The organism is Pseudoalteromonas sp. SK18 (assembly GCF_001974855.1).
In the GTDB taxonomy this organism is placed as follows: Bacteria; Pseudomonadota; Gammaproteobacteria; order Enterobacterales; family Alteromonadaceae; genus Pseudoalteromonas.
Window position 1 is genome coordinate 96,235 of sequence record NZ_MTQB01000004.1, and the last position, 15,674, is coordinate 111,908.

Sequence of the window (15,674 nt, forward strand, 5' to 3'; positions counted from 1 at the left end):
GGTAATTGTTAACACACGCCCCTGAGGAACTTCTATTGAATCATCAATCCATTTTAGTATGCTTATCAGCTACTCGTGAGGTCTGCTGATGGAGCTACTTCACGCCATTTTTCTTGGTATTTTGCAAGGGATCACTGAATTCCTGCCTATTTCCAGTTCTGCCCATTTAATACTGGCCCCTGTGTTAGCTGGATGGGAGGATCAAGGTGTTGCCTTTGATCTGGCTGTCCACGTAGGTACGCTTCTCGCTGTTCTTCTGTATTTTTACAAAGATGTTGGTGTGTTGACGCAAGATGGTATCAGTTCAATCACGCAAAAGCGTTTTGTTGGTCAAGGTAAGCTCACTTGGTTTCTGGTCATAGCCACTATTCCAGCAACGATAACAGGCTTGCTGTTGTTAGAATTCATCGACAGCCAGCTACGTTCAGTTGAAATAATTTTCTTCACGACCTTGGGGTTTGGCTTCTTGCTTGGCTGGGCGGATTGGCGGCCAAATCAACAACGCACACTCTCAACGTTAAGCTGGAAAGAGGCTGCTTTGGTAGGCGTTGCACAAGCATTTTCACTCATTCCGGGAACGTCACGTTCTGGTGCAACCATTACTGCTGGTTTACTACTGGGATTAAGCCGTGAAGCGGCTTCTCGATTTTCATTTCTGCTTGCCATTCCCATTACTGCAATGGCAGCGAGTGCCAAATTACTAGACGTTGCGACTAAAGACGTAAACGTTGATTGGATAGCCTTTCTGACTGGTGGCATAACGTCTTTTCTTATGGCGCTTACAGCTATTCATTTCTTTTTAAAATGGCTTAATCGATTCGGGATGTGGCCTTATGTGGTTTATCGAATTGTACTGGCAGCAATAATTTATTTTGTTTTAATGAACTGAGGAATAATAAAAATGACTTTAGCGATATTAGCCATTTTAGGTGGCTTTATATTATTAGTATGGAGTGCGGATCGCTTCGTTGAAGGGGCTGCGGCTACCGCAAAACATGCGGGTATGCCACCGTTGTTGATCGGTATGGTCATCGTCGGTTTTGGTACGTCAGCCCCAGAAATGGTGGTATCGGCAATGGCGGCATTGGATGGAAACCCAGATTTAGCACTTGGAAATGCTCTGGGATCGAATATCGTCAATACAGGCTTAATCCTCGGTGTTACTGCTTTAGTGGCCCCCATTGTCGTCCATTCGAAAATTGTTAGAAAGGAATTACCGTTACTGTTTGTAATCGGACTCATATCTGGGGCTTTGCTATGGAATGGCTCGTTGAGTCGTGTCGAAGCAATCGTGCTGCTTGTGGGCTTCTTCGGGTTAATAGGTTGGACAATATTCACTGCACTTCGTGGTCGAGGAGATGCGCTTGAAGCTGAAACAGAAGCTGAACTTGTTGAGCATTCAATGCCTCTTGGTCGAGCCATTTTCTGGTTAGCATTAGGGCTTATCTTACTGATTGTTAGTTCTCGCATTCTTGTTTGGGGGGCCGTATCGATTGCCCAAACATTAGGTGTTAGTGACTTAGTTATTGGTTTAACTATCGTTGCTTTAGGTACTTCGTTACCAGAACTTGCTGCTTCTGTCATTGCAGCGCGTAAAGGAGAACACGATATTGCTATAGGTAACGTGGTTGGCTCTAATATGTTCAATATTTTAGCCGTGGTGGGTATTGCTGGTGTTATTTCGCCAATGCCTCATATCTCTGCCGAAGTATTGACACGAGATTGGCCTGTAATGATGGCAATGACGGTGGCACTTTTCGTTATGGCTTATGGTTTTCGCGGACAAGGGCGCATTAATCGGGTTGAAGGAGCGCTGCTACTTACAGCTTTTGCGGCCTATAACACTTGGCTTGTGGTCACGGTGACGGGGATTTTTTAATGAGTAATCTTGCATTATTTTGGAATAACCACTCTGAAGCAATTCTTAATCTGGGCTACCAAGGCTTACTCGCAATTGGCATTCTAATTACCAGCTCCTTAATAGCTAAAACTATCAGACGTAGCATCTACCGTACCAATGAACGATTACAAAAGTTAGATGCAACACTTATACCTATTTTCGCAACTGCTGCGGGTTATGCAGTTTATGTCATTGCTGGTGTGTTTATTCTGGATATTTTCGGGGTAAACACCGCAAGTCTAATCGCTTTAGTAGGTGCGGCTGGCCTCGCTATTGGCTTGGCGCTAAAGGACACACTAAGCAATATTGCTGCCGGGATAATGTTATTGATTTTAAGGCCGTTTCGAACAGGTGAATTTATTGAAGTCGCGGGGACAATGGGTACGGTGCGAGAAATAAATTTATTTGCCACAATTTTAGAAACAATAGATGGTCTATATATTGCCTCTCCAAACAGTGTCTTGTGGGGTGCCAGTATTAAGAACTTCACACGCAATGGCAAACGTAGGATGGATATAATCGTGGGAATTTCCTATTCCAATGCCATTGACCAAGGTTTTGAAGTACTTCAACGTATAGCTGAAACGGAAACACGCCTACTGAAAGACCCTGCTCCGCAAATTATGGTCGCAGCAATGGTAGACAGTGCTGTCAACATACAGCTTAGAGCGTGGGCAATGAATGATGATTACTGGCAGACTTACTGGGATTTGAATAAACGTGTAAAAGAATCCATCGAAGCGGCAGGCTTAACCATACCGTTTCCTCAACGAAGCTTGCATATTATCAGCGGCACGGAACGAATCGCAGATAGGGTTGAATAAAAGTGAAGCAATATTTAACAATTATAGCCGTAATCATTGGATTAAGTGCCTGCTCAAAGCCAGCACAGGTTGAGGTGCTGACAGGGCATGCTCAGGGTACAATATGGCATGTTTCTGTGTGGCATCACGGTGATAAAGCGTTGAGTGAGTTACGTCACAACATTGAAACTGAATTTGCACGATTGGATAAGGCGTTGTCGAATTACCGCACAGATTCAACCATTGAGAGCTTCAATCGCTCAATTACATTGCAACCTGTTGTTGTGGGTGACGAAATTCCAATGCTGGTCACAGAAGCAAGAGTAGTTAGCGAGGCGAGCCAAGGGTGCTATGACCTAACTATTAAACCTTTATTCGATGTATGGGGTTTTAAAGGTGATACTCTTACGCCTCCTTCATCAGAGACCCTATCAGAACTCAGTAAACACCTTGGTTTTGATAAATTAAGCGTAACGTCAAATACACAACTTCAAAAAAATGATCCGAGAGTAAGTATTGACCTTTCGTCTATTGCCCAAGGCTACAGTGTTGGGCGAATTGCTAAAGTGGTTGAAGATATGGGCATACAGAACTATCTAGTAGAAATCGGTGGCGAGCTGCAAACTCGTGGGCGTAAACCTGATGGTTCTGCGTGGCGCATTGGACTGGAAAGACCTTTGCCGGGCGGTAGAACGGTGCAAAAGACAATCGTTATCAATCAAGATAAACCAATTGCAATTATGACTTCTGGAACATACCGTCATTACTTTGATGACGCTGGTAAGCGATATAGCCATGTACTGGATGCCAGAACTGGCGCACCTGTTAAACATAATACTGTTTCCGTCACTGTTATCCACGACAACCCAACGCAAGCAGATGCGTGGTCTACCGCATTGTTGTGTTTGGGGGTTGAGCAAGGTATGGAAATTGCGCGACAGCATGATATTGCGGCTCTTTTTATTAACGTCAATTCGGATGAACTAGTGGAGTCATCGACTGAAGCATTATTTAAACTGAAAAATATTCAGTTTAAATAATGGAAGGCAATACGTTTATTGGTAGTTAAACTAACCTCTGATAAATCCTTGGTTTATTCTAAATTTTAATTTATGTACACATGGTGAGATCAAGTCACTTTTGTAATTCATCACTTCATTTATTTAAACTCTGTAAAAGTGCAGTTGCGGACTAATCTTTATTTTTGTTTTTAGTTCATGAACTAAATATTTATTTTCATAAAAGGTTTATGCGAGTCCTGCCTTGAACTAAAGTTATAACTTAGGTTCACGTAAAGAGGCTGGAGATGGCGTTAATAGGGTATGCGAGGGTTAGCACGCAGGAGCAAGATCTTGAAGCTCAAGTTGCAGCATTAGAGCGTCATGGCTGCGAGAAGATGTTTTCTGGCAAGCAAAGCGGTAACTCTTTGGATAATGTAAAAAAACTTGACGATCTTCTCGACTACATCCGTGAAGGAGATGTTGTATGCGTTACGAAGCTTGATCGTTTGGGGAGAAGCCTCAAAGGGATCATGACCGCAATAGATGGTATCCATTCAAAAGGTGCTGCTCTTACAACGCTTGATGGAGTTATTAACAGTGCGGATGATTCGCCTTTTGGAAAAGCTGTTCTTCATGTTATTGCCGTTTTTGCCGAATTAAACAAAAGCCTAATCATCAAAAATACGACTGAAGGCCGTGAGCGGGCTATTGCTCAGGGGAAGCATATGGGCAGGCCAAAGACTATTTCTGATTCGGATAGGGAAAAGATCCGAAAGTTAGTGCAATCAAAACAGAAGTCACAGAACCAACTCTCAAAGGAGTATGGCGTTAGCAGGACGACGATAAGACGCATCGTCGAGGGGAGTTAATACATGAGTAAAGAAAGAGGTCAACGTAACAGAGACTTATTCCTTGGCTGGGTGGCTGAAATGAAATCAAAAGAGTTGCCTAACTGGTTGGATTATTGGCATGGCGATACGTTAAGTCCCAAAAAAATTGCTGATGAGCTTGGTTTTGATTCCTCTGCATTTAAGGAAAAAAGAAATAAAAAGCTCTTTGATTTGTTGCAAGAACTTAAACAAGAACTTGCTACCTCCGGTGTGTACCAGCAACGTAAGAAAAACCTGCCTCTCGATAAGGAGATCATTGATGTATCGAAAGAAACTGACGAAGACATCAAAGATAGCGCTAAAGTCAGAGACCTAAAAAGAACAAACCGAAGACTACAAAACGAAAACGCTAAGTTAGCTGCCGAAGTTGCCAAGCTATCTGAATTTAAAGATGTACTGATTGAAATGGGCTTGTGGAAATGAAGAGTAGTGCTTATCTGGTAAGGATCACCAGAATATACCAGTACCACCCGGATAATGTCCGGCTGGGAGCTGTTTTTGTTAACCACAAAGCAGGTGCGCATCGTATTGAGATTCTGACTACTCAAGAAAAGTTAAATATTGATCCGAAAGTCGGGCAGCAATGGAAAATTCTCAAAGAGCAAAATTTCAGTATTAGGCAACAACAAGTCAGTACGGGGGGTTATGTTGATGTCTGGCGCTTTATGGAGCCGACACTGAAATGTGTTATGCCTGATAATGGCCTTGGCTTTGTAACTTTTTTAAGCACTGAGAAAACGTTTGAAGGCATAGGTAAGGTAAGCGCACAATTTCTTTGGAATGAATTTAGAAGCGATATATTTAACATACTTGAATGTGATAAATATGCGCCATACGAACAAGACCAGTCAATAACGAATTTTCAAGCTGTCAGGAATGTTCTGCTTGGTGATAAAGCCGTGCATGGATTATGGGCTGGCTATAAAGAGTATTCCAACTTAAAACACTCAGCTCAATTGGTTGAGTGGGAAATAGAAGCCCCTATCCAGCGGCAGTTGTTCAGATTTGCAGATCAGGATGCGATCAATTTTCTTACGCAGAACCCATACCGCTTATTTTCACTGGGGATGCGATTTAACAAGGTAGACGCTATCGCTCAAAAACATTTCGGTATCAAACAGGATGATGAAGTCAGACTGGTAGCAATCGTTGAACAAGCATTGAGATTATGGAGCGATCAAGGCAATACGGTTGCGGATTGGCAAGATATTGAATTGTATGTTTCTAAGCTGTTGAACAAAGACCAACGGCTAGTTGCAAGGGCAAGTGAGCTAGATGGCGATATCATAGGATTTGTTAAGCAAAACAACCAATATTATGTTTCAGGCAATTATATATTTGAGAAAACGATAGCCAAGCGTTTTGGTAACCTCAGAAAATCAAACAACCGTTGGTCGAGCAAGTTGGAAGATGCATTCAGGACCTCGTTCCCTGCCGATTGGCCCATTGAAAAAGCACAAGAACGTGCCGTAAGGACAGCATTAGTCAGTCACGTCTTTGCGCTAACTGGAGGAGCTGGAACAGGTAAAACAACGACTACTAAGCTTATTGTAAATGCTTATCAAAAATTAGGTTATACGATATACCCCGTTGCGTTATCTGGGAAGGCAGCCCGTAGGCTTCAACAATCAATCGGTAATGAAACGAAGACGATTGCAAAACTGTTACGAGAAACTGATCTTGATGAAGATAAGGCGGTACTGCTTGTGGATGAAGCCTCTATGCTGGATGCATATACCATGTGGCGTTTGGTTACTTTGTTTTCTGATAAGGTTCGAATCTTGTTAATTGGTGATCCTTATCAGCTTCCACCGATTAATGCGGGTTTCATTTTAAATGATGTCATTAAAAGCGGTGTAATAAACCATGTAGAACTTGATGTCGTGAAACGACAGGGGGCTGATAGTAGTGTGCCTGCATATTCCAATGCTATAAGGCACGGCATAATGCCAAAGTCATTAACTACCGCTGATATTACATTCCAAGAATCAACAGGCGATATTCTGCGAGATGCAGTGACTGTATATTCTGAGTATGACAATACCATGATAGTTGCTCCTACCAATGCTACAGTTAGAAACGCAAACATTATGCTGCAAGATGCAGTAAACCCTGATGGTAAGACTCTTGACCTTACGGATATGCCAATTACTAAAGGCAGCTACGACTTTAGAGAGGGTGATCCGGTTGTTATTACGTTGACTAGTTATAAAAACGATTTACAGAATGGAACACTGGGTGTCATTAAGAGCGCTGAACCTACTGAGGATTATGCTTGTGTCCTTGAGCTTGAAGACCTCGATGAAAAAGGTAACAAACGTTTATTAGAAGTGGACTGGCAATTATTTGAGTATATCGATCTTGCTTACTGCTTAACCTTACATAAATTGCAGGGTTCACAAGCTCCAAATGTCATTGTGTTGCTTGAGCGAGGAAGATTACTTGATCGTAGTTGGCTGTATACGGCTGTGACAAGAGCAGAAGATAAAGTACATATTATTGGCACGGAAGCAGCTTTTCGATATGGTGTTAACAAGAAAGGAGCGGTTGATACTCGTAAAACCGCCTTGGCAGAAATGTTGAAAAATGTTTAAATTTAACCGTAATTGGTATAAAATAGCGTAGTTAATCTACATTTTTACTTTTTAATGTTTAAAAGTTAATTGGGGTCACTTGGGTGAAACCATTGCTAATAAAGGGTGTTGTTACTGTACTGACCCTGAATTTATGTATTTTGTCTTAGATAACCGTTCTAAATTCCCAACTTTTTAGTTTAAAAAGTTTTAAAAAATAGCCCTGAGTAATCAGGGCTTTTTTATTGAGGCTAGTTACCATACCTTTCGCTTATCTTTAAATGAGTGAATAGCTCTCATTAAAAATTTATACATTGTTTTAAGGTTTACAAAGCATAGCAACGTCAATCTGTTTAATTTGTAACAAGCCTCCTACCTGTGCCGATAAGATGCAGCTATTACTTATGACTAAATATAATGTTTATAAACATTAAGTATTAATAATAAAACAGCTACTAAACTTTTATGATTGGCTTGTGCAATTGCAAATAGTAGACAACACTTTAATAACTTATTTAATGAGCGGGTAAGTTATGAAAGCCAGTCAGTCTCAGTTTACCAATTACACTAGTGTCTTATTTTACGCTCTGTGTTTTATGCTATTTGTTATTTTTAATAGTGGTTTGAATTTAATTTTACAATATCAAAATGAGCAAGCAGGGATAGTACTCGCTAAGCAACTGCAGCAGCCGCTAATTAATAAGCAGCAGCTTTTTGCAAATACACCTTTTACCCTAGCTCCAGATAAAGTTTCTGTTTATATTAAGCAGCAAAAGCATTATTTCAGCGCTAATTCTAAAGGGATTTTGTTATATTCATGGCCCACTTGGTATGCTTATAACCACCTGTTTATAATAATGAATTTATTTATTTTGACTGTTGTTTTTGCTGCTAGGCGCTTTATATTGCTTAAAGCGACGGTAAATAGCTCAGTGCCGAAACAGCGCAAGCAAATCGATGACCATAAAAAGGTGTGTCATACGCCTAAAATAAAGTCTCCACAACCGGTAATAGAGGTCGTAGCGAAGGAGTTTAAAACAGCTGGCTATAATATATTTGCACTCATTCAATGCGAATGTCATTTTGATATAAATACGGACTTACAAGCGACTCTTAAAGTATTACTAGCAAAAGATTTTACCAATACGGCTGTAATATCCGTTAAGTTATTAACAGCGGGTAATTTTGCTTTTACTCTCAAAGGGGTTAGTGCGATTGAGAAAGCAAATTGTGCTAAACATTTACATCAATGCATGCTTAACGCAGCCCATATTTTAGCTCCTAGAGTGACTAAAGAGTGTATAAAATTAGGTGTGTGTACTTACTACTCGAATGCTGATCAGGTAATGGTGTATCAGCTTGCCAGATCGTCACTCACACTATCAATGCAAAGTAGAGTGAAGCATTATCATCAATTGGCACTCAATTGCAATCACCTTAAGGTGGCTGATGAAAACTTGGTCAAGCAGGGAATTGAAAAACAAAAATTAGCGATTTTATTTCAACCTGTATACGAGTTGGATAGTGGCACTATTGTTAAGCATCATGTTTTAATTAAAAGTAGCGATAAGGCAAATAAACAACTATTGAATCAAGAATATATCAGTCAGTTTTACAACGAGGGTGAGGCGTTAGTGTTTGACCAGGCAGTTGTTATGCAAGTTAAAAAGCTGTTGCTAATAGAAAAGTCATCGTCCGTTGTTAGTATTAAGTTACATCCTAAAAATTGGTTTAATGGCGAGTTTTGGTGTTGGTTAAGTGCACATACGAGTGACTTGAAAAGCCTGCACACTTTACAGTTTTTGATAAATGAAGCAGATTTTTTAAATTGCCAAGATCGATTGCAGGTCGCTTTTTCGACCATAACAGCGCTCAACTTTAATATCGTTATTGATGAGGTGAAAAGTAGTAAGAGTATTTTTAATTTCACCCATAATAAGCAAATAGCGGGGCTTAATTTGGCCTTTGAGCTTGTTCATGGAATAGATCATAATTATTTACAGCAGAAGTCGGTCAGGGGAATTGTGCATATTAGTAAATTATTAAGTTTGCCAGTGGTGGCCTCGAGCGTAGAAACATACCAGGAACTACAATTTTTAAAAGTGATAGGTGTTAGCACTGCACAAGGGGGGTATTTTTCTAGATTATTACCCGACTACACTCAAGTTGCATTTCATTAGCTCTGTTTACAAGTTAAACAAGTCCACGATATTTTAGCCCATCTAAACCTTGTAGCCCCCCTGTATGAATGGCAATAATTTTGCTGCCAGGGGCAAAGTAATCATTGTTTATGAGTTGCCAAAGTGCGTACATCATTTTACCGCTGTAAATAGGTTCTAGTGGTAGTTGATATTGCTGCTGCATATACTGGCAAAACTGCCATAGCTCAGTGGTAAAACGACCATATCCGCCATTGTGAAACTGTGTAAGTAACTGCCAATTACTTTGTGATTTTGCTCGAGGACTAAGAGCCCGTATTTCATCTCGTAGGTAGTCGGCTTGCTTTAAAACAGCGATACCTAATAGAGTACTTTTACTTGAACTGCCCTCTATTAAGCCCGCTAAGGTTCCACCACTACCTGTAGGGCAGATTAAGTAGTCATGCTCAGGTAAACTTTGTGCAAGTTCTTTACATCCCTCTATAGCAAACTCGTTAGTGCCTCCTTCAGGCAGGATATACGCATTGGGAAATCGGGCCTGCAATGCTGCTAAGTATGTTTTATCATTTCGTTGTCGGTACTCTAATCGATTCACTACATGTAATTGCATGCCACATTGTTTTGCAAATCTTAGCGTTGGATTATTTAGATCAAGCTCCGGACCGCGCACAATTGCGTGGGTTACTAAGTTAAACTCCTTTCCCGCCGCAGCACACGCGTGAATATGATTTGAAAAAGCACCACCAAAGGTCAGTAATTCTGTTTTGCCCTGTTGTTGCATGCGAACTAAATTGTATTTGAGCTTTCGCCATTTATTACCACTGATAACAGGATGCAATAAATCATCGCGCTTAATGCTTAGCGTAATCTTTTTATCTGCTAACAATTTGTTGGTAATTGGTTGCAAATAACTATGTTCATTAATACTGAATGGTATTGGCATTATCACTCTTTTTCATTAGTTACATGATGAATGTGCTGTGTAATAGCGTTATTTTGACTCAGGTTTTATTACTTAAGCAAACTAAAAAAAAGGGAATTAGCTGCTAAATTGGTATCTTAAGCGCGTAAAAAACAAATAAATATCGGTGTTGTTAAATAAATTAGCTATTTAGTACAAATGAAACGGTTATTTACTGGCATGAAGCGGGATAATAGTTGTAAACTGAGATAATAAATGAACAAAGCTTGTGTTTTGTGCTTCAAGTACATAGCATAAGGTTTTATTATAAAAAATAATAATAACCAAATAATTGCCGCTTTTTTGGGACTGGAATATATGCGAATTGCTCCTTTATCTCTGTTAATTTCTGCTAGCCTTTTTGCCAGCACAGTATTTGCACAAGATACAACTACTGTAAACAGAATTGAATCAGAGATTAATACGAAACAAACAGAATACACTCGTTCAACAACGATGCTCGATAAATATTTACAAGAAGAAAATCAACTTCAAACCCAACTTGAACTGCTTAGAGCGCGTTCAACACAGCTTGATAAAGAAAAAAATCAAGCGTTGGATGCGATGAATGACATGTATCGACGCTTAATTGATAATCCATCGCTTGATATTACGCAGGCACAATCGCGTTATCAAAAAGCCGTTGTTGATCAAGAACAAAATAAAAATGATATCTCAATGCAATTGGCGGCAATTGCATCCCATCTTAAAGATATTGAGCAAATTCGCGCAGACAAGCATACGCTACAAAACACGCTTGAAAGTTTAAAAGTGCAATACACCTCAGCGCGTGTAGAGCGCTTGCGTAATGAGTTTACCCGCGAGGGAACGCTTGAAGTTGACTATAATATTAACTGTAAGCGCACTGACACCCTTGCAGCATGTGAGCAACGAGCTCAACAAATGGGGTTAAAAAAAGCAACCAAACGTTTCATCGATCAAATATTTGAAAATCTAACAGAAAAACGCCTTGTTGAGCCTAAGCGAGACATGGCAGGTGCACAGGTTCAGATTTTAAGTAGTCATGTAATTAACAGCGCGTTTAGCGGCCAAGGTAATTACAATGTAAATTTAAGCGTTACCATGCGTGGTGATGTAAACAGCAGCCGTTTGTGCCATTTATTAAGCGTTAATAACAGTTTTTGTTCAGAATATGGTACGCCGCTAGCAAATACTTATCAGCCAAATTACGGCGCTACTTTTTCTGATAGTCAGTTAACATTCAGTGATAATGCGGATAATAAAGCGGTCGCTGTTGTTGCAAAAACAGTTAATAAAAAGCCTAAAGTGGTCGCTGAACAAAAGAAAGATCAACTAGTTCAGTTAACTTTGCGCTCTAACGTGCATGGCGATGAAGTATTTATTAATGACATTCGTGTAGGTTCTACTCGTTTAGTGACAAATTTACCTCGTGGTTTACATAAATTAGAAATACGCAAAGAGGGTTACGTTCCTTATAAAGCGCGTATTGACTTAAAAAAGACACGTACACTTTTTGCTAAGTTAGAAAAAAAGTCAGAGTCGATTGCTGCACCGACTAAAAAGCGAGAGCAAATAATACAAGCAGATTGCCCTAAAGGAATGGAAGTTGATACACAGCCACCAACAGTGGATTCGTCGGCCGTAATCATTCCTGTTGGCACATTCAAAATGGGCGACATCAACGGCAATGGACTGGAAAATGAACGTCCGGTTGTTGAAAAAACGATTAGTGAATCGTTTGTAATGCAAAGCAAAGAAGTGACTGTTGGCGCCTTTGAAGCGTTTGTAAACGAAACGCAATATAAGACTGAGGCTGAAAAAGGCAAAGGTTGCGCTTATTACCTAAATGGCGAACCCGTTTGGGAAGCAAACTTAAATTGGCGCGCTCCTGGGTTTGAACAAACGAATGAGTTTCCAGCGGTATGTTTGACGAAAAATGACGCCACGGCTTACGCAGAGTGGTTTTCTGATAAAACTGCGCAAACGTATCGCCTACCTACTGAGGTTGAGTGGGAATATGCTGCGCGTGCAGGCACAGATACTGAGTACCCTTGGGGTAACGAAATTGGTAAAAACTTAGCTAACTGCGGTTGGTGTGGTAGCGAATGGTCAAACAAACGCACCGCACCGGTAGGGTCTTTTTCAGCAAATGCATTTGGCTTATACGATACCGTGGGTAATGTATGGGAATGGACTAGTAGCACAGGGAATAAAAAAGATGCCGTTGTTCGCGGAGGCGCATGGAATTTTGCACCTAGCCTTGCTCGTGCCTCAACGCGTTTAGTTTTAGCACCAGACTTTAGAGCTAATTACATCGGCTTTCGCTTAATGAGCGAACGATAATATTTAGTGAGGAAGCATACGCTTCCTCTTTTTAATGATTACAAAGACGGTTGCGCTTTACATTGCTCATTACATTGAGAATGTTAAAGTAAGCGCAACTACAATAAGAACGAATTTCAAAGGTCATCCAGCCTCATGTTTAAAAAACTCCGTGGTATTTTTTCAAACGATCTGTCGATCGATTTAGGTACAGCTAACACACTAATTTATGTAAAAGAAGAAGGGATTGTATTAAATGAACCTTCTGTTGTTGCTATTCGTCAAGAGCGTGCTGGTGGCCCTAAAAGCGTTGCTTCTGTAGGTACAGAGGCTAAACAAATGTTGGGGCGTACGCCAGGTAACATTAAAGCTATTCGCCCAATGAAAGATGGCGTGATTGCTGATTTTTATGTCACCGAAAAAATGTTACAGCACTTTATTAAACAAGTGCACAACAATAACTTTATGCGACCAAGCCCACGTGTACTTATTTGTGTACCTTGTGGTGCTACACAAGTTGAAAAGCGTGCCATCCGCGAATCAGCAATGGGTGCAGGCGCTCGTGAAGTATACTTAATTGAAGAGCCTATGGCTGCTGCAATTGGTGCAGGCTTACCGGTATCGGAAGCAACGGGTTCAATGGTTGTTGATATTGGCGGCGGTACAACTGAAGTGGCTATTATTTCACTTAACGGTGTTGTGTACTCATCATCAGTGCGTATTGGTGGCGACAAGTTTGATGAAGCCATTATTAATTATGTACGCCGTAACTTTGGTAGCTTAATTGGTGAAGCCACGGCTGAGAATATTAAACACCAAATTGGCTCTGCATTCAAAACAGATGATCCTGTGGAAATAGAAGTACGTGGTCGCAACCTTGCAGAAGGTGTTCCTCGTTCTTTCACTCTTAACTCTCATGAAATTTTAGAAGCATTACAAGAGCCGCTAATGGGGATTGTAAGCGCTGTTATGGTTGCACTTGAGCAATCACCACCTGAGCTGGCATCTGATATTTCAGCGCATGGCATGGTATTAACTGGCGGTGGCGCATTACTAAAAGATTTAGATCGTCTACTCATGGAAGAAACAGGTATTCCAGTGGTTGTTGCTGATGATCCACTTACCTGTGTTGCTCGTGGCGGCGGTAAAGCGCTTGAGATGATTGATGTGCACGGTGGTGACGTTTTTAGTTACGACTAATGAAATCAATGTTTGAAAAAACGGTATCTCTGCAACTGCGACTTTTTGTCGCAGTGCTTTTGAGTATCGTATTGATCCTCGGAGACAAGTTCACGCAAGGTGGTGAGAATATTCGCACCAGTTTGAATACCTTAGTTAGCCCGCTCATTTATGTTGCCAACCTGCCTTACGAAGTATTTAGTTTTAGCGCTAAGAGCTTACATACCCGCGAGCAGTTGCTTACCGAGAATGAAGCCCTGAAAAAAAAGCAAGTATTGCAGAGCGAACAAATACAACAATATGAATTCTTAGCAAAAGAAAATCAAAAACTACGAGCATTAATGGGCTCGTCTTCAAAACATTCAAATCGTAAAATTATTGCTCAAGTGCTTTCTGTTCACTCAAATCCTTATAGCCACCAAGTGGTGATAAATCGCGGTACCACCGATGGTTTAAGTGAAAGCCAAGCGGTGATTGATGATATGGGCTTAGTGGGGCAGTTGACTAAAGTGGGCTCAACCACCTCTCGGGTGTTATTAATTACCGATACCACCCATGCTACGCCTGTGCGTATTTTACGTAATGATGTGCGAACAGTGGTTGAAGGTATAGGTAAAATTAACGTATTGAAGCTGTCACATGTGCCGCACAGTTTAGATGTACGTATTGGCGATGTATTGGTTACATCTGGCCTTGGTGGCACGTTTCCTGAAGGCTATCCGGTAGCGGTGATCACCGAAATTACCCGTGATGAAGGCCAACCTTTTGCGCAAGTATTTGCTGAGCCGATAGCTCAATTAGACCGAATTCGATTATTAGTGGTGTTATGGCTAAATCAGCAGGAGTTGATGGGAGATGATTAACCGTCAAATGCTATTAATTGCATTGAGTATTTTCTTTGCATTGGTAATGGCATTGATGCCGCTACCCTTTTCACTTGAACCATTTCGCCCTGATTGGGTGCTGTTGGTGCTTATGTACTGGTCTTTGGCTTTACCACATCGTTTAAACATAGGTACGGCTTGGGTTGTTGGATTACTAATTGATTTAGCGACTGGCTCTTCTTTAGGTGTAAACTCATTAACCTACTCGGTGTGTATTTTTGTTACGGCAAGTAACTTTCAAAAAATTCGCAATTTTTCATTGTGGCAACAAAGCCTTTTAATTGGCTTATTCTTAACGCTTTACCATTTGATGCAGTTTTGGTTAAATCATTTTTTGCTTGGCGTTTATTTTAGCCCACATTACTTATGGCCTGTATTAACAGGCATGTTGAGTTGGATATGGGTATTTTTATTACTTAGAAAATACCGTAGACACTTTAGGATCAGATAATGACTTGCGCAGTATATTTAGCCTCCGCGTCTCCCCGTCGTAAAGAGCTTTTAACCCAGTTGGGTATCGAGTTTTCACAATTTAGTGTTGATGCCGATGAAAGTCAGCTTGCTAACGAACTCCCATATGATTATGTCGAACGCTTAGCGCGTTTAAAGGCACAAATGGGGGTAGAACAAGGCTTTACCGATCGTCCGGTTTTAGGCAGTGATACTGTAGTCGTGATTGACAATCAATCTTTAGGTAAACCTCTAGATAAACAAGATTTTACTCACACCTTAAAGCGTTTATCAGGGAATACTCATCAAGTGTTAACTGCTATCGCTTTTGCGACACAAAAAAAAGTAATGAGTTGTGTTGTCAGTACTGATGTTACTTTTAAAATACTCAGTGATGAAGAAATAGACGCTTACTGGCAAACGGGCGAGCCTCAAGATAAAGCCGGTGGTTATGGTATCCAAGGGTTGGGCGGGCGCTTTGTAAAGCATATTTCGGGTAGCTATTTTGCCGTTGTAGGCTTACCTTTATATGAGACAGAACAATTATTACATACATTCTTAAGAGGGTAG

At 40.7% G+C, this 15,674-nt stretch carries 14 protein-coding genes; 13 read left to right on the forward strand and 1 reads right to left on the reverse strand.

Annotated features, from left to right (window positions below; genetic code table 11):
• Positions 1 to 88 precede the first annotated feature (88 nt).
• The 8 genes from BW139_RS04785 to BW139_RS04820 all read left to right on the forward strand — a co-directional run bounded on the left by BW139_RS04785 (position 89) and on the right by BW139_RS04820 (position 9,347).
• Positions 89 to 889 (forward strand): undecaprenyl-diphosphate phosphatase, encoded by an 801-nt coding sequence (locus BW139_RS04785; protein ID WP_076918876.1) that lies wholly within the window; start codon positions 89 to 91, stop codon positions 887 to 889.
• A gap of 12 nt (positions 890 to 901) precedes the next feature.
• A complete protein-coding gene (locus tag BW139_RS04790) occupies positions 902 to 1,879 on the forward strand; it encodes a calcium/sodium antiporter (protein ID WP_008468262.1) in 978 nt (325 codons plus the stop codon).
• Positions 1,879 to 2,724 carry a mechanosensitive ion channel family protein gene (locus BW139_RS04795; RefSeq protein WP_008468264.1) on the forward strand — a complete coding sequence of 282 codons (846 nt, stop codon included), beginning with the start codon at positions 1,879 to 1,881 and terminating at the stop codon, positions 2,722 to 2,724. Before BW139_RS04790 ends, BW139_RS04795 begins: the two co-directional genes overlap by 1 nt.
• A gap of 2 nt (positions 2,725 to 2,726) precedes the next feature.
• A complete protein-coding gene (locus BW139_RS04800; protein ID WP_008468266.1) occupies positions 2,727 to 3,743 on the forward strand; it encodes an FAD:protein FMN transferase in 1,017 nt (338 codons plus the stop codon).
• A 266-nt stretch (positions 3,744 to 4,009) separates the two neighbouring features.
• Entirely contained in the window at positions 4,010 to 4,573 is a 564-nt protein-coding gene (locus tag BW139_RS04805) for a recombinase family protein (RefSeq protein ID WP_008468268.1), read from the forward strand.
• Between the two features lie 3 nt (positions 4,574 to 4,576).
• Positions 4,577 to 5,017, forward strand: coding sequence for a hypothetical protein (locus tag BW139_RS04810; RefSeq protein ID WP_008468269.1), 441 nt, complete (start codon positions 4,577 to 4,579; stop codon positions 5,015 to 5,017).
• Complete coding sequence (locus BW139_RS04815; protein WP_076918877.1) at positions 5,014 to 7,188, forward strand: AAA family ATPase; 2,175 nt, start codon at positions 5,014 to 5,016, stop codon at positions 7,186 to 7,188. Before BW139_RS04810 ends, BW139_RS04815 begins: the two co-directional genes overlap by 4 nt.
• Before the next feature lie 512 nt (positions 7,189 to 7,700).
• Entirely contained in the window at positions 7,701 to 9,347 is a 1,647-nt protein-coding gene (locus BW139_RS04820; RefSeq protein ID WP_076918878.1) for an EAL domain-containing protein, read from the forward strand.
• Positions 9,348 to 9,360: 13 nt separating this feature from the next.
• On the opposite strand, the gene BW139_RS04825 is transcribed toward BW139_RS04820, so the two are convergent.
• Positions 9,361 to 10,269, reverse strand: coding sequence for a 1-aminocyclopropane-1-carboxylate deaminase/D-cysteine desulfhydrase (locus tag BW139_RS04825; RefSeq protein WP_008468272.1), 909 nt, complete (start codon positions 10,267 to 10,269; stop codon positions 9,361 to 9,363).
• Between the two features lie 336 nt (positions 10,270 to 10,605).
• Here BW139_RS04825 and BW139_RS04830 point away from each other — a divergent pair, with 336 nt between their 5' ends.
• The 5 genes from BW139_RS04830 to BW139_RS04850 all read left to right on the forward strand — a co-directional run bounded on the left by BW139_RS04830 (position 10,606) and on the right by BW139_RS04850 (position 15,674).
• A complete protein-coding gene (locus BW139_RS04830; RefSeq protein ID WP_076918879.1) occupies positions 10,606 to 12,612 on the forward strand; it encodes a formylglycine-generating enzyme family protein in 2,007 nt (668 codons plus the stop codon).
• Between the two features lie 135 nt (positions 12,613 to 12,747).
• Positions 12,748 to 13,791 (forward strand): rod shape-determining protein, encoded by a 1,044-nt coding sequence (locus tag BW139_RS04835; RefSeq protein WP_008113726.1) that lies wholly within the window; start codon positions 12,748 to 12,750, stop codon positions 13,789 to 13,791.
• Positions 13,791 to 14,633 carry a rod shape-determining protein MreC gene (gene mreC / locus BW139_RS04840; protein WP_175611398.1) on the forward strand — a complete coding sequence of 281 codons (843 nt, stop codon included), beginning with the start codon at positions 13,791 to 13,793 and terminating at the stop codon, positions 14,631 to 14,633. The genes BW139_RS04835 and mreC overlap by 1 nt, the downstream gene beginning before the upstream one ends.
• Positions 14,626 to 15,105: a rod shape-determining protein MreD gene (mreD, locus tag BW139_RS04845; RefSeq protein WP_008113730.1), complete on the forward strand. Its 480-nt coding sequence runs from the start codon at positions 14,626 to 14,628 to the stop codon at positions 15,103 to 15,105. The genes mreC and mreD overlap by 8 nt, the downstream gene beginning before the upstream one ends.
• Entirely contained in the window at positions 15,105 to 15,674 is a 570-nt protein-coding gene (locus BW139_RS04850) for a nucleoside triphosphate pyrophosphatase (RefSeq protein ID WP_076918880.1), read from the forward strand. The genes mreD and BW139_RS04850 overlap by 1 nt, the downstream gene beginning before the upstream one ends.

Bases quoted from the DNA above. Each gene is read 5' to 3' on its own strand.
- BW139_RS04825 (WP_008468272.1), bottom strand. From the start codon at position 10,269: ATGCCAATACCATTCAGTATTAATGAACATAGTTATTTGCAACCAATT.
- BW139_RS04810 (WP_008468269.1), top strand. From the start codon at position 4,577: ATGAGTAAAGAAAGAGGTCAACGTAACAGAGACTTATTCCTTGGCTGG.
- mreC (WP_175611398.1), top strand. From the start codon at position 13,791: ATGAAATCAATGTTTGAAAAAACGGTATCTCTGCAACTGCGACTTTTT.
- BW139_RS04795 (WP_008468264.1), top strand. From the start codon at position 1,879: ATGAGTAATCTTGCATTATTTTGGAATAACCACTCTGAAGCAATTCTT.
- mreD (WP_008113730.1), top strand. From the start codon at position 14,626: ATGATTAACCGTCAAATGCTATTAATTGCATTGAGTATTTTCTTTGCA.
- BW139_RS04815 (WP_076918877.1), top strand. From the start codon at position 5,014: ATGAAGAGTAGTGCTTATCTGGTAAGGATCACCAGAATATACCAGTAC.
- BW139_RS04785 (WP_076918876.1), top strand. From the start codon at position 89: ATGGAGCTACTTCACGCCATTTTTCTTGGTATTTTGCAAGGGATCACT.
- BW139_RS04830 (WP_076918879.1), top strand. From the start codon at position 10,606: ATGCGAATTGCTCCTTTATCTCTGTTAATTTCTGCTAGCCTTTTTGCC.
- BW139_RS04835 (WP_008113726.1), top strand. From the start codon at position 12,748: ATGTTTAAAAAACTCCGTGGTATTTTTTCAAACGATCTGTCGATCGAT.
- BW139_RS04850 (WP_076918880.1), top strand. From the start codon at position 15,105: ATGACTTGCGCAGTATATTTAGCCTCCGCGTCTCCCCGTCGTAAAGAG.
- BW139_RS04820 (WP_076918878.1), top strand. From the start codon at position 7,701: ATGAAAGCCAGTCAGTCTCAGTTTACCAATTACACTAGTGTCTTATTT.
- BW139_RS04805 (WP_008468268.1), top strand. From the start codon at position 4,010: ATGGCGTTAATAGGGTATGCGAGGGTTAGCACGCAGGAGCAAGATCTT.
- BW139_RS04790 (WP_008468262.1), top strand. From the start codon at position 902: ATGACTTTAGCGATATTAGCCATTTTAGGTGGCTTTATATTATTAGTA.